The sequence below is a fragment of the Nonomuraea sp. NPDC049152 genome (assembly GCF_040648355.1).
GTDB lineage: Bacteria > Actinomycetota > Actinomycetes > Streptosporangiales > Streptosporangiaceae > Nonomuraea.
Map to the genome: position 1 here is coordinate 216089 of NZ_JBEZDO010000002.1, position 14154 is coordinate 230242.

Here is a 14154-nt window from a genome sequence, read left to right on the forward strand (position 1 = left end):
ATGCGGGACTCCGACAGGACTCGCTCTGCGGGGCGGGCCGCGGCGCGGGATCTGTTTGAACAGGTACGGCTGCGCTATTTCCACCTTCCCCCCGCCGTGCGCAGGGTGATGCACGCAGGCGTCCTGGTCGGCGCCGTCGGACTGGCCGCCGCGATGGGCTGGGACCTGTTCAAGACCTTCCTGATCACGCTCGTCCTGCTCGGCTTCGTCGCGCTCACCCTGCGCTTCCCCCGCGCCGCCGCCACCGCGCTCGTGCTGCTGGGGTGGGCGTGCCTGCTGCCGGTGTTCATGGCGCTGTTCGTCGAGCGGTCGATGGCGCCCACCTTCCTGATGGTGCTCGCGCTGCCCGTCGCCGCCGGCGCGCACCTGATCCGCTGGGTGCCGCCCTGGGTGACCACGCTGATGGCGCTGGTCCCCGCCGGGGCGCTGGCCGCCGCGCTGTCACCCGTCTCCGAGGGCACCGCCGTGTGGGCGGCCTACGGCGCGGCCGCCGCCATCCTCGTCTACCGCTTCGTCCAGGCCCGCAGGGCCCGCGCCGACCTGGTGGAGGAGCCCGTCAGGGTGCGCGCGCGCGAGTTCCAGCCGGGCCATCCGCAGCAGGTCGACAGGACCGCGCCGCCGCCGATCTCGGTCGAGGACGCGCTCGCCGAGCTGGAGAGCATGATCGGCCTGGCTCCGGTGAAGGAGCAGGTCCGCTCCATCGCGGCCTCCATCGAGGCCTCCAGGCTGCGCGCCGAGGCCGGATACCCCGCCGACCGGCCGACCAGGCACTTCGTCTTCGTCGGCCCGCCCGGCACCGGCAAGACCAGCGTCGCCCGGTCCTTGGCCAAGATCTTCTACGCGTTCGGCCTCCTCGAGACGCCCTACGTGGTCGAGGCGCAGCGGGCCGACCTGGTGGGAGAGTTCCTCGGCGCGACCGCGATCAAGACCAACGAGCTGGTCGACAGGGCGCTGGGCGGCGTGCTGTTCATCGACGAGGCCTACAGCCTCATCAACTCCTCCGAGGGGCAGCCCGACAGGTTCGGTGCGGAAGCCGTGCAGACGCTGCTGAAGCGGGCGGAGGACGACCGCGAGCACCTGATCATCATCCTGGCGGGCTACGAGCAGGAGATGACCACCTTCCTGGCCTCCAACCCCGGGCTGTCGTCGAGGTTCGCCACCAGGGTGCGCTTCCCCAGCTACTCGCCTGCCGAGCTGCTGGAGATCACCGACCTGCTGCAGAAGCGGCGCGGCGACCGGCTCGCCCCCGAGGCCAGGCCCGCGCTGCTCGGGCTGTTCGAGGACGTCCAGCGCCGCGGACTGGTCGACGAGCTCGGCAACGCCCGCTTCGTGCGCAGCCTGGTGGAGGCCGCCGCGCAGGCTCGCGACGTGCGCGTGGTGGGGGCGGGCGGCACGCCGACGACCGAGGACCTCACGACCACGACGGTCGCCGACGTCACCAAGGCCTTCAACGAGCTGACCGCCCGCTTCCGCGGCTACGCGGCCACACCCACGCTGGAGGAGGCGCTGGCCGACCTCGACCGCATGGCGGGGCTCGAACCCGTCAAGCGGCAGGTCCACGCCATCGCCGCCCAGCTCCAGGTGGCCCGCATGCGGCAGGAGCGAGGGCTGCCCACGCCACCGCAGATGCGGCACTTCGTCTTCGTCGGCCCGCCCGGCACCGGCAAGACGACCGTCGCCCGCGTCATCGGCCGCATCTTCGCCGCCCTCGGTCTGCTGGCCAGGCCCGACGTGGTCGAGGCGCAGCGCGCAGACCTGGTCGGCCAGCACCTCGGCGCGACGGCGATCAAGACCAACGAGCTGGTCGACAGGGCGCTCGGCGGCGTGCTGTTCGTCGACGAGGCGTACAGCCTGGTCAATCCCGGCTACGCGGGCGGCGACGCCTTCGGCGCCGAGGCCGTGCAGACGCTGCTCAAGCGGGCCGAGGACGACCGCGACAGGCTCGTCGTCATCCTGGCCGGATACGAGCGGGAGATGGACAGGTTCCTGTCCACCAACCCCGGCCTGGCCAGCCGCTTCAACCAGAGGGTCGCCTTCCCCAGCTACGCTCCGCGCGAGCTGGCCGAGATCGCGGTTTTGCTGGCCGAGCGCTCGGGCGACCGCTTCGACGAGGCCGCACGCACCGACCTGGACGAGGTCTTCACCTGGGTCTGCGGCGAGCGCCTCATCGACGGCCTGGGCAACGGGCGCTTCGCCCGATCCCTGTTCGAGCGGGCGGCCATGCGCAGGGACGTACGGCTAGCCGCGCTGGGCGACACAGCCAGCGAGTCGGAGCTGACCACTATCACCAGCGACGACGTCCGCGCCGCCGTGGACGAGCTTTCGGGACGCTGAGCAGACCTCTCTTTGACGCTTCGCGGCCACCGGCCGATCACATGGTGTAGCAATATGGCTACGATCGGTGGGCGTCGAGAGGGGGACGATGGCGCTGTTCCTGCTGCGCAGGCTGCTCAACTACGTGGTGCTCGTCGTGGTCGCCACCAGCCTGGCCTACATGCTGGCGGCCGGCGCCCTCGACCCGCGCGCCAACTACGAGGGCCGCAACCCGCCGCTGCCGCCCGCCGTCATCGACGCCAGGCTCGACGAGCTCAACCTCAACCCCGACAGGCCGCTGTTCGAGCGCTACGTCACCTGGGCCGGTGACGTCCTCCACGGCGACTTCGGCAAGACCGTCGACGGCGACTCGGTCAACCGGGATCTCGGACGGCGCGCGGGCGTCACGTTCCGGCTCATCATCCTGGGCGTCGTGTTCGGCAGCCTGCTCGGCGTGGCCGTGGGCGCCTACGCGGCCGTCAAGCAGTACGGCTGGTTCGACAGGATCACCACCACGTTGGCGTTCGTCGTGCTGGCCGTGCCGGTCGTCGTGCTGGCCAACATCCTGATCCTGGCGGGCGTGTCGTTCAACGACGCGGTCGTGCGCGTCTTCGAGGTGAGCGGCGAGTTCACCCCTGGACTGGACGGCGACTTCCTCGACCAGGTCACCGACAGGCTGAAGCACCTGCTGCTGCCGACGATCTCGCTGGCGCTGCCGCTCATCGCCACCTTCAGCCGCTACCAGCGCAACATGATGCTCGACGTGCTGGGCGCCGACTTCGTCCGCACCGCGATGGCCAAGGGCCTGTCCAGGAGGGCCGCGCTCACCAGGCACGCGCTGCGCACCGCCCTCATCCCCGCCGCCACCTACTTCGCCTTCACCTTCGGCTCGCTGCTGGTGGGCGCCACGATCACGGAGAAGATCTTCGGCTGGCACGGTCTCGGCGAGCAGCTCATCGACTCCATCAACAGGAGCGACGTCAACACCGTCGCCGCCATCGCGTGCCTGACCGCGCTGTCGGTGCTGGCCGCCTCGCTCATGTCCGACGTGCTGACCGCGGCGCTCGACCCGCGCGTGAGGGTGGCCTGACGGTGAGCATCGCGGACGAGGAGCAGGCCGAGCAGGTCGCCAGGATCAGGTCGACCTCCAGGGGCAGGGTCGTGGCGGGGCGCTTCTTCCGGATGCGGCAGGGGCGGCTCGGCTTCGCGCTGCTCGCGCTGATGTTCGTGCTGGCCTTCGCGGGGCCCCACCTGACCCACTGGACCTACACCGACCAGGACTTCACCGCCTTCCTCCAGCCGCCGTCGGCCCGCCACTACTGGGGCACGCTGCAGACCGGCGCCGACGTCTTCGCCGTGACCCTGCGCGGCATGCAGAAGTCACTGATCGTCGGCCTGCTGGTGGCGGTCATCGCCACCGCGCTGGCCGCGGTCGTCGGCGCGTTCGCCGGTTACTTCCTCGGCTGGACGGACAGGGTGTTGATGTGGGCGGTCGACCTGCTGCTCGTCCTGCCGGGCTTCCTCATCCTGGCGATCATGTCGCCGCTGTTCGCGGGCGGCGCGTGGCTGCTGTTCGTCATCATGCTCGCGCTCTTCCTCTGGATGATCACCGCGAAGGTCGTGCGCGGGATGACGGTGTCGCTCAAGGAACGCGAGTTCGTCAGCGCGGCCAGGTTCATGGGGGTGCCCGCGCCGACGATCATCTTCCGGCACATCATCCCCAACCTGTCGTCGCTGCTGATCGTCGACGCCACGCTCAACGTGAGCGCGGCCATCCTCACCGAGACCACGCTGTCCTACTTCGGCTTCGGCATCCAGCCGCCCGACGTCTCCCTCGGCAGCCTGATCGCCGACGGCTCCAAGACGGCCGTGTTCGCGCCGTGGACGTTCTGGTTCGCCGCGGGCCTGCTGATGGTCACCGTCCTGGCGGTCAACCTCATCGGCGACTCGCTGCGCGACGCCTACGACCCCACCGCCGCGAGGGCCTCATGACCTCACCCGTGCTGCAGGTCGGCGACCTGCACGTGCGCTTCGGCGACCTGCACGCCGTACGCGGCGTCGGATTCGAGGTGAACAAGGGCGAGGTGCTCGGCATCGTCGGCGAGTCGGGTTCGGGCAAGTCGGTGACCTCGCTGGCCGTGATGGGCCTGTTGCCGCCGCACGCGCGGGTCACGGGGTCCGTCAAGGTGCACGGCGCCGAGCTCCTGGGCGCCAGGGAACGGACGCTCACCCGCCTGCGCGGCGGGACGATCTCCATGGTCTTCCAGGACCCGCTGTCGGCCCTCACCCCCGTCTACCGGGTGGGCGACCAGATCGCCGAGGCGGTCAGGATCCATCAGAAGGTCACCAGGGAGCAGGCCGCGGCCAGGGCCGTCGAGCTGCTCGACCTGGTCGGCATACCCAGCCCCAGGCAGCGGGCCAGGGCCTTCCCGCACGAGTTCTCGGGCGGCATGCGGCAGCGCGTGGTGATCGCGATGGCCATCGCCAACGACCCCGACGTCATCATCTGCGACGAGCCGACGACCGCGCTAGACGTCACCATCCAGGCGCAGGTGCTCGACGTGCTGAAGACCGCGCGGAGGGAGACCGGCGCGGCGATCATCATGATCACCCACGATCTGGGGGTGGTGGCGGGGCTCGCCGACCGGGTGCTGGTGATGTACGCGGGGCGGGCCGTCGAGGTGGGCGCGGTCGACGACATCTACTACCGCACGCGCATGCCGTACACGATGGGGCTGCTCGCCTCCATCCCCCGCCTCGACGAGGGCGGGCGGCGGGCGCTGGTGCCGATCGAGGGGCAGCCGCCCTCGCCGGCCGCGCTCCCGCCGGGCTGCCCGTTCGAGCCGCGCTGCCCGCACGCGATCGCGGCGTGCTCGGACGCGGAGCCCGCGCTCGAGCCCGTCGACAGGCCAGGACACCTGGCGGCCTGCATCAGGGCGAGGGAGCTTTCCGCCGCCGCCGCGCCCTCACCTCCGCCCCCACCTCCGCCTCCGCCTCCGCCCCCGCCGCGCGAGAGCCGTGACGTGGTGCTCGCGGTCGACGGCATGGTCAGGCACTACCCGGTGATGAAGGGGGCGGTGTTCAGGCGCAGGGTCGGCACCGTCCACGCGGTCGACGGCATCACCTTCGACCTGCGCGAAGGCGAGACGCTCGGCCTGGTGGGGGAGTCGGGCTCGGGCAAGACGACCGCGCTCATGCAGATCCTGGAGCTCGCGAGGCCGCAGGGCGGCCGGATCGTCGTGCTCGGCCGCGACGTGGCGGACATCGGCGCCCGCGAACGGGCCGCGATGCGGCGCCACCTGCAGGTCGTCTTTCAGGACCCGCTGGCCTCGCTCGACCCCAGGATGACCGTCTACGACATCCTCGCCGAGCCACTGCGCACCCACGGCGTGCGCGACCAGGGGCGGCGCGTGCGCGAGCTGCTCGACCTCGTCGGCCTCGACCCCACCCACGCGGCCCGCTACCCGCAGGACTTCTCCGGCGGGCAGCGCCAGCGCATCGGCGTCGCCAGGGCGCTGGCGCTCGAACCCAGGCTCGTCGTGCTCGACGAGCCCGTCTCCGCGCTGGACGTGTCGATCCAGGCGGGCGTGATCAACCTGCTGCGCGACCTCAGGCGCAGACTCGGCCTCTCCTACCTGTTCGTCGCTCACGACCTGGCCGTCGTACGGCACATCGCCGACCGGGTGGCCGTGATGTACCTCGGCAGGATCGCCGAGATAGGCGGCGTCGAGCAGGTCTACGGGACGCCCCTGCACCCCTACACCCAGGCTCTGCTGTCGGCCGTCCCGCTGCCCGACCCCGTGAAGGAACGTTCCAGGCGGCGGATCCTGCTCGAAGGCGACCTGCCGAGCCCGGCCGACCCGCCGTCGGGATGCCGCTTCCGCACCCGGTGCCCCCTGTTCATGACCCTCACCGAGGACGAACGCGTCCTTTGCGTGACGGTCGAGCCCGAGATCAGGCGGCTCGGCGAGGACCATGGCGTGGCCTGCCACTACGCCGACCAACCCGACTAGGAGGAACACGTGAGAACACCCAGGCTCGTCGCGGTCATGGCCGTGGCAGGTGCGCTGGCCCTGACGGGCTGCGGAGGCGGCGGCCAAGGAGCCGCCAACAGCGCGCCACAGTCGCAGGGGGCCGCGGTCAAGGCCTTCGACATCAACTCCGCCGGCCGCGCCAAGATCAAGGACGGCGGCACGCTGCGCTGGGGGATCAACCAGTATCCGACCCAGTGGAACCTCAACCACGTCGACGGCAACCTCGCCAACGTCAAGAGCGTCGTCGACGCCCTCCTGCCCTCGCCGTTCCGCAGCGACGAGAAGGCGGTCATCAGCGCCAACCCCGCCTACCTCCTCGAGGGCAAGGTCACCGCCACGGACCCCAAGCAGGTCGTGACGCTGACGCTCAACCCGAAGGCCGAATGGTCGGACCGCAGGGCCGTCACCTGGCAGGACTACGAGGCCCAGTGGAAGGCGATGAACGGCAAGAACACCGACTTCCGCGTCGCCTCCACCATCGGCTACCAGGACATCGAGTCCGTCGCCAGGGGCAAGGACGACTACGAGGTGGTCATCACCTTCAAGAACCACTTCGGCGACTGGCAGTCGCTGTTCGCCCCGCTGTATCCCAAGTCCACCAACGACTCGGCGGCGGCGTTCAACAGCGTGTGGCTGAACAAGATCCCGGTCAGCGCCGGGCCGTTCAGATTCCAGGCCTTCGACCAGACCGCCAAGACCGTCACCCTCGTGCGCAACCCCGCGTGGTGGGGCGAGCCCGCCAAGCTCGACCAGATCATCTTCCGCGCGATGGACAGCGACTCGCTCGTCGGCGCCTTCAGCAACGGTGAGATCGACACCTTCGACATCGGCCCCTCCGCGCCCGACTACGCCAGGTCGAAGGCCACCCAGGGAGCCGTCGTACGGCAGGCGGCCGGCCCCGACTTCCGGCACATCACGATGAACGGCGAGAGCGCCTTCCTCTCGGACGTCAACGTGCGCAAGGCGCTGGCCATGGCGATCAACAGGCAGGCGATAGCCCAGTCGGACCTGCAGGGTCTCGACTGGCCGATCACGCTGCTGGACAACCACTTCTTCATGAACACCCAGGAGGGCTACCAGGCCAACGCGGGCGCGCTGGGCTCCTACGACCTGGAGCGGGCCAAGGCGACCCTCGACGCGGCGGGCTGGAAGCTCAGCGGGCAGACCCGCGCCAAGAACGGCAAGGAGATGAACCTGCGGTTCGTCATGCCGTCGGGGCTCCAGCTGAGCAAGTCAGAGGGGGCGCTGGTGCAGAACATGCTGATCCAGCTCGGGGTGAAGGTGACGCTGCAGGCGGTGCCTGTCGACGACTTCTTCACGAAGTACATCATTCCCGGCAACTACGACCTAACGGCATTCTCATATGTCGGTACCCCCTATCCGGTTTCGAGTGGGTACGGCATCTACGCCGACGCGACGACCGACTCCAAGGGCACGCGGCAGTGGAACGCGAACCTGGGCCGCATCGGATCGCCCGAGATCGACCAGGCGATGCAGCGGGCGACCTCGGAACTGGACGTCGCCAAGGCGCGCCAGGCGACCAACGTCGCCGACCGGCTGATCTGGGACGTGGTGAACGTCCTGCCCCTCTACCAGCGGCCGCAGAACGTCGCGGCGAAGGCGACGCTGGCCAACCTGGGGGCACGCGGGTTCTACGACCTGCGATACCAGGACATCGGCTTCACCGGCTGACCGCCCGGCGCCCCCGGCCACCCCGGGGGCGCCCTCGTCTCCCAGGAACACCGACCCGGTACCCGCGGGCGTGGTGTCGGTGGCGCGGTGTAGAAGTGGATCCGTGAATCTGACCTGGCCCCACGTCCTCGCCTGGCGACTGCGCCGCCAGTTCGTCGCCGCCGCCGACGGCCCCGGCGCGGTGGAGATCGCCCGCAGACTCTGCGGCCTGCAGAACCAGGTCGCCTCCTCCACCAGGCAGGCCGTCGCCGTCCGCAGCGCCACCCCCCGGCCAGGCGAGCTCGACCGCGCCCTCTGGCAGGACCGCACGCTGGTCAAGACGTGGGTCATGCGCGGCACCCTCCACCTCCTCCCATCCGAGGAACTGGCCGACTACTGCGCGGCGCTGGGCACGCTGCGCTTCTGGGAGAAGGGCTCGTGGCAGCGCGGTCACGGCGTCACCGCCGCCGAGACCGAGGCGATCATCGACGCCGTCCCCAAAATCCTCGAAGGCGCGCACCTGACGCGCGAGGAACTGGTCGAGGCCGTCGTCGAGTTCACCGGGGACGACCACCTCAGACAGGCCCTCACCTCGGGCTGGGGCGCGCTGCTCAAGCCGCTGGCCCGCCTCGGCGAGCTCTGCTACGGTCCGCCGCGGGAGCGCAGGGTGACCTTCACCTCCCCCCGCGCGTGGCTGCAGTCGTGGCCCGCCGAGCTCCCGCCCTACGAGGAGGCCGGGGTACGGCTGGCGCGCGCCTTCCTCGCCGCCCACGGCCCCTCCACGCCCGAGGCGTTCGACACCTGGCTGTTCGGCGGCGTGGTGAAGAAGGCCGTGCTCAAGGGCTGGTTCCGCGACCTGGCCCCTGAGCTCACCGAGGTCCACGTGGACGGCGCCACGCTGCTGGCCCTCACCGAGCACCTCGACGACCTCGCCGCCACCGAGCCATCGCGTGACGTCCACCTGCTGCCCGGTTTCGATCAGTACATCCTGGGCGCTCCCCGCAACCTGGAGCCGCTCATCCCCTCCGCGGTCAAGGCGAAGGTGAGCAGGGCCGCCGGCTGGATCTCGCCCGTGGTGATCTACGAGGGCCGCGTGGCGGGCGTGTGGGAGGGCAAGAACGGCGAGCCCGCTCTGGAGCTCTTCGAGCCCGTCCCCGAGCAGCCGCTCGCCGACGCCGTGGCCAGGCTGCGGGCCGCGACCACGCTGGAGGCCGCGGACTGACGCGGACTGACGCTGACTGACGCGCCTGGGCGCGCGTCAGTGGCCGACAAGTCTGAAGGACAGGCCGTCGCCAGGGCGGGCCTGGGCGGCGATCGGCAGGTCGGCGGCGAGCACCACGCCGATCACCGGGTAGCCGCCGGTCGGCGGGTGGTCGGCGAGGAAGACGATCGGCTGCCCGCTGGGCGGCACCTGCACGGCGCCCGTCACCACGCCCTCGCTCGGCAGCTCGCCCTGACGCGCCCACGTCAGCGTGGTGCCGCGCAGCCGTACGCCGACCCTGTTGCTGTCCTGGCTGACCTCGTACGGCCGCGCGCACAACCCGGCCGGCGCGTCACCGGCGAACCAGTCGTCGCGCGGCCCCCGCAGCACCCGCAGCACCGGCGGCGACGGCGGGGGCGGAGGGACCTGGTCCACGCAGATCGCGGCGAGCGATCCCGTGTCCCCCACGGGCAGCGTCGTGCCCGCCCGCAGGGGAGCGGGCCCGAGCCCCGACAGCGAGTCGGTCGAGCGGCTGCCGAGCACGGGCTCCACGTCGATTCCGCCGCGTACCGCCACGTAGGTGCGCAGGCCCGAAGCGGGCGTGCCGATCCCCAGTTCGGCGCCGGGCGGCATCCAGAAGGGCACCCGCATGCCGTGCGCGCACGTCTCGGAGGCCGTCAGCGGGCAGGGCGCCCCGGTGATCGCGATCCACGCGCCCGTCACGAAGCGCAGCCTCGCGCCGCCGAACGTCAGCTCCAGTCCCGCGCTGCCCTCGTGATTGCCGACCAGGCGGTTGGCCAGGCGGAGGCCCGCGGCGTCGGCGGCCCCCGAGCGCGGCACGCCCAGATGCGCGTAGCCGGGACGACCCAGGTCCTGAACCGTCGCGTAGGGACCGGGGGCGAGCACTTCGATCATGTCGCCTCGAAGCGGACGCGGGTGCCGGGCGGCAGCAGCGACGGCGGGTCGGCCCGGACGTCCCACACCCGCAGCGACGTGCGCCCCAGCAGTCGCCACCCGCCGGGCGAGGCCGTCGGGTAGACCGCCGCGTACGGCCCGGCGACCGCGACCGAGCCCGCGGGCACCGAGGTGCGCGGCGTGGTCAGGCGCGGCACGCGCAGCGCGGGGTCCAGCCCCGTGAGGTAGGCGAAGCCGGGCGCGAACCCCAGCCAGCCCACCACCAGCTCCCTGCCCGTGTGCCTGGCGATCACCTCGGGCACCGTCATCCCCGCCTCGTCGGCGACCGAGGCCAGATCCGCCCCGTCATAGACGACGGGAATCGTCACGAGCTCCTCCGCGAGCGCGGGGGCATCGTCGGCCGCCGACGCCAGATCGGCCAGCGCCGCCAGGTGCGCCCGCAGCCGCGGCCGGTCGCCGCCTCCCGTCACCACCAGCACCGTCTCCGGCCCTGGCACGATCTCCTCGACCCCTGCGGGCCGCTCGGCCCTGAGCAGCGCGTCCAGCCGGTGGGAGGCCGCCAGCGACCCCGTCTCCACCAGCAGTCCGTGCTCTCCCGCGTCCCTGATCACGCTCATGCGAAGGACTGGATGGCCACCCCGGCCTCCAGCAACCCGTCGCGTACGGCGCGGGCCAGCCGTACCGCGTCGGGGGTGTCGCCGTGGACGCACATCGACCTGGCCGCGACGGAGACCCGCGACCCGTCAACCGCGGTCACCGTGCCCTCCACGGCCATGCGCACCGCCCGCGCGGCCACCAGGTCGGGGTCGTGGATGACCGCGCCCTCCTCCCGCCGCGACACCAGCGTCCCCGACGGGGTGTAGGCGCGGTCGGCGAACGCCTCGGTGACCGTGGAGATCCCCGCCTCGGCCGCCGCGGCGTGGACCGCCGAGCCAGGCAGCGTCAGCACGGGCAGCGTGGCGTCGTAGTCGAGCACCGCGTCGATGAGCGCCGCCGCCTGCACGGGGTCGCGCACCACCCGGTTGTACAGGGCGCCGTGCGGCTTGACGTAGGAGACCCTGCCGCCCATCGCCCGCGCGATGCCGTCGACGGCGGCCATCTGGTAGAGCACTTCGGCGCACAGCTCCTCGGGCTCGACGTCCATCTCCCTGCGCCCGAAACCGGCCAGGTCCCTGTAGGACACCTGGGCCCCGATCGTCACGCCCCTGTCGACGGCGGCGGCGCAGGTGCGCCTGATCGTCACGGGGTCGCCCGCGTGGAATCCGCACGCGACGTTGGCGGAGGTGACGATGTCGAGCAGCGCGAGGTCGTCGCCGAGCCGCCAGATCCCGAAGCCTTCTCCGAGGTCAGCGTTGAGGTCGATCACCATAGGTCATGACGCTACAGCCCGTCGGGGATGTCCGCGATGTCATCCAGCGCCGACGCCAGCTCCTCGGGATCGGCGCCGATGCGCTCGACGATCTCGATGAGCACATGGAGCACCTCGTGCCGGTCGTGGCCCAGGTCGAGCAGCCGCTGCGCCGCCTCCCACAGCTGCGGCGGATCGCCCTCCCACAACCTCGTGGCGATCTCCTCGTGCCAGGCCAGGTGCTGCTCGTCGATCTCGCCGACATGGTCGATCTCCAGCAGGATGCGCCGGTCGGCCTCGTCGGCGGGGTTGAGCGTGTCGAGGTCGACGTCGCCGTGCCTGCCCTGCAGGAACGGGAACGCGAACACCCGCCTGGCCAGCGCCGACAGGTCGCCGTCCGGCAGCAGCCGCTCCATCAGCGCCATGTCGAGACCGAAGGAGGCCGGGTCGCGGTAGGCCTCGGGGAAGCGGGCCGTGGCCTCCCACACCCCGTCGAGGGTGGCCGTGATCCCCTGCTCGGGCAACCCGGTACGGCGGGCGGCGAAGCGCACCCACGCCGCCAGCACGTGCGGCATCGCCTCCTGCTCGGCGTGACTCAGCATGACCTTGCGCGGCAGCCACTCGAGCAGGAACGTCTCGCACTTGGTGGGGCTGACCCGCAGCGGCCGGTCGAAGTCCTGCTCGCAGCCGTAGTCGATGATGTGGTCGGCGCACCGCGAGGCCGCCGAGGGATCGGACAGGTGCTCGGCCGCGTCGGAGGAGAGGAACTCGGCGGCCAGCATCGCCCTGCGCTCCCTGCTGTAGGGCGCCTCGCTGTGCAGCGGCGCGGGCCGCTTGCGCCCGGGCGGCAGCGCCTTCAGCCTGGACCTGGCGAAGGCGTGGTAGGCGCTGTAGCTGTCGCTCACGGGCGGCGGGTTCTTCGGCTCGCGGGTGGCCCGCATCGCCGACTCCAGCAGCGCCCTGGCCTGCTGCGGCTCGACCTCCTCGAACAGCAGCATCGGGTTGGCCTCCGCCTCCGCGCGGGCCTCCTCGATCAGCTTGTCGACGTGGGAGGAGACCCAGGCGTCGCGCGCCATGCCCGACATGTTGTAGTCGACCACCATGACCAACGCGTGCCTGTCCTGGGCGCCCGGGGTCGCGGCGTGGGCGCCCTCGGAGCGCTCCTCGCTCCACCGGTAGCCGAAGGTGCAGATCACCGTGTCCTGGTCGCCGTAGGCGTCGCGCGAGACGTAGCAGCCCGTCGGCTTCACCGCGCCGACCCTGTCGGCCCATCCCGGCCTGGCGACGCCCGACTCCATCATCGCCAGCGCCGCGCCCTCCGCCTTGGCGCCCTGGCGGGCGGTGCCCAGATAGGCCAGGCAGATCAGCAGCGTCAGGGAGGCGGGCGTGCCCGCCTTCGCCGCGTAGTCGACCAGCCCCTCGCCCAGGACCTGTTCGACGTCACCGCCTCGCACCCTGCGCCCCCACCAGGCGCCGACCATGTCGGAGACCATCAGCTCGGCGTCGAGGGGACTGCGTACAGCCAGCAGCTCGCGGGCCGCCTGCACCATCTCGGCGAACACGTCGTCCGGCGGAGTGTTCTCCCTTGGGTCTCGTCGGTGTCGGCGCACGCCCTCCACTCTCTCGCATTCCAGGCGGAAACGGTGCGTTTACCAATGAGAAACCGTGCCTGACCGGCCGCCGCCCCGCCAGACGAAGGTGGACCGCTGTCCCGATGTTATCGGGGAGAACGCGGCGGCGGCGCGGAGTTGACGATGGCGAGCAGGTGCTCGCGGGCGATGCGCTCGACGATGTCGGGCGTCGCCTCGATGCCGAGATGCTCGGCGCAGGCGAGGGCGTCGGCCACGCAACGGTCGACGGTCTCGATCGGGATGGTCAGGAATTCGGAGGCCAGGCGTAGGCTCACCGGTTCCCGTATGAGTCGAGTGGCCAGTGCGAGCATAGGAGTGAGATTCCTCTGAAGCCACGGGGCAAAACCCCAAGAACGGTCAAGCTGGGGAGTGCGTTCCCATTCCATCGGTTCTCGGGCAACTGTCAAGCCTCCGAGCCGTCTGTGTTCGCTTCTTGGAAGGGCCATTCGTGCGAAGCTGGTCTCATGCGCATCCAGCTCGCCCAGCGGACGGAGGCCGACGAGCTGCTCGGCCGCAGTCCGCTCGCCCTGCTCGTCGGCATGCTGCTCGATCAGCAGATCCCGATGGAGTGGGCCTTCGCGGGGCCCCAGACCATCTCTGAGAGATTGGGCCATGACCTGACGGCCGAGGAGGTGGCGGCCTATGATCCGGAGGCGTTCGCGGCGTTGCTCGCCGAGAAGCCGGCCGTTCACCGCTACCCCAAGTCCATGGCGGAGCGGGTGCAGCAGCTGGCCGCCTACCTCGTCGAACACCACGACGGCAGGCCCGAGCAGGTGTGGGAGGGCGTCACCGACGGCAGGGAGCTGCTCAGGCGGCTGCAGGACCTGCCTGGGTACGGCAAGCAGAAGGCCCAGATCTTCCTGGCCCTGCTGGGCAAGCAGCTCGGCGTCCAGCCCGATGGATGGCGCGAGGCGGCGGGACCCTACGGTGAGGAGGGGTCGTTCCGCTCCGTGGCCGACGTCGTCGACGCCGAGAGTCTGGAGAAGGTGCGGGCCACCAAACAGGAGGCCAAAAAGGCGGCCAAGGGCAAGTAGCCTGATC

General features: G+C 71.1%; 12 protein-coding genes. 7 read left to right on the forward strand and 5 right to left on the reverse strand.

Going from position 1 to position 14154, the window contains the following annotated elements; genetic code table 11:
* From AB0B45_RS04760 to AB0B45_RS04785, 6 genes are all read left to right on the forward strand, one after another.
* A complete protein-coding gene (locus AB0B45_RS04760; protein ID WP_358125306.1) occupies positions 1–2334 on the forward strand; it encodes an AAA family ATPase in 2334 nt (777 codons plus the stop codon).
* A gap of 88 nt (positions 2335–2422) precedes the next feature.
* Positions 2423–3403 carry an ABC transporter permease gene (locus AB0B45_RS04765; RefSeq protein ID WP_358126251.1) on the forward strand — a complete coding sequence of 327 codons (981 nt, stop codon included), beginning with the start codon at positions 2423–2425 and terminating at the stop codon, positions 3401–3403.
* A 2-nt stretch (positions 3404–3405) separates the two neighbouring features.
* Positions 3406–4305: an ABC transporter permease gene (locus AB0B45_RS04770; RefSeq protein WP_358125309.1), complete on the forward strand. Its 900-nt coding sequence runs from the start codon at positions 3406–3408 to the stop codon at positions 4303–4305.
* Positions 4302–6326 (forward strand): ABC transporter ATP-binding protein, encoded by a 2025-nt coding sequence (locus AB0B45_RS04775; RefSeq protein WP_358125312.1) that lies wholly within the window; start codon positions 4302–4304, stop codon positions 6324–6326. Before AB0B45_RS04770 ends, AB0B45_RS04775 begins: the two co-directional genes overlap by 4 nt.
* A 9-nt stretch (positions 6327–6335) precedes the next feature.
* Entirely contained in the window at positions 6336–8039 is a 1704-nt protein-coding gene (locus AB0B45_RS04780) for an ABC transporter family substrate-binding protein (RefSeq protein WP_358125315.1), read from the forward strand.
* A 103-nt stretch (positions 8040–8142) separates the two neighbouring features.
* Positions 8143–9240, forward strand: a complete 1098-nt coding sequence (locus AB0B45_RS04785; protein ID WP_358125318.1) for a winged helix DNA-binding domain-containing protein — start codon at positions 8143–8145, stop codon at positions 9238–9240.
* A 36-nt stretch (positions 9241–9276) separates the two neighbouring features.
* Here AB0B45_RS04785 and AB0B45_RS04790 read toward each other — a convergent pair whose 3' ends face one another.
* The 5 genes from AB0B45_RS04790 to AB0B45_RS04810 all read right to left on the reverse strand — a co-directional run bounded on the left by AB0B45_RS04790 (position 9277) and on the right by AB0B45_RS04810 (position 13388).
* Complete coding sequence (locus AB0B45_RS04790; protein ID WP_358125321.1) at positions 9277–10134, reverse strand: biotin-dependent carboxyltransferase family protein; 858 nt, start codon at positions 10132–10134, stop codon at positions 9277–9279.
* Entirely contained in the window at positions 10131–10751 is a 621-nt protein-coding gene (locus tag AB0B45_RS04795) for an allophanate hydrolase subunit 1 (RefSeq protein ID WP_358125325.1), read from the reverse strand. The genes AB0B45_RS04790 and AB0B45_RS04795 overlap by 4 nt, the downstream gene beginning before the upstream one ends.
* Positions 10748–11503 (reverse strand): 5-oxoprolinase subunit PxpA, encoded by a 756-nt coding sequence (locus AB0B45_RS04800; protein ID WP_358125327.1) that lies wholly within the window; start codon positions 11501–11503, stop codon positions 10748–10750. Before AB0B45_RS04800 ends, AB0B45_RS04795 begins: the two co-directional genes overlap by 4 nt.
* Before the next feature lie 11 nt (positions 11504–11514).
* Complete coding sequence (locus tag AB0B45_RS04805) at positions 11515–13032, reverse strand: hypothetical protein (RefSeq protein ID WP_358126254.1); 1518 nt, start codon at positions 13030–13032, stop codon at positions 11515–11517.
* A 167-nt stretch (positions 13033–13199) separates the two neighbouring features.
* Entirely contained in the window at positions 13200–13388 is a 189-nt protein-coding gene (locus tag AB0B45_RS04810) for a hypothetical protein (protein ID WP_358125330.1), read from the reverse strand.
* Between the two features lie 189 nt (positions 13389–13577).
* Between AB0B45_RS04810 and AB0B45_RS04815 the strand changes: the two genes are divergently transcribed.
* The gene (locus AB0B45_RS04815; RefSeq protein ID WP_358125333.1) at positions 13578–14147 is read left to right on the forward strand and encodes an HhH-GPD-type base excision DNA repair protein; all 570 of its coding nucleotides are present in this window, start codon (positions 13578–13580) and stop codon (positions 14145–14147) included.
* Positions 14148–14154: the final 7 nt, after the last annotated feature.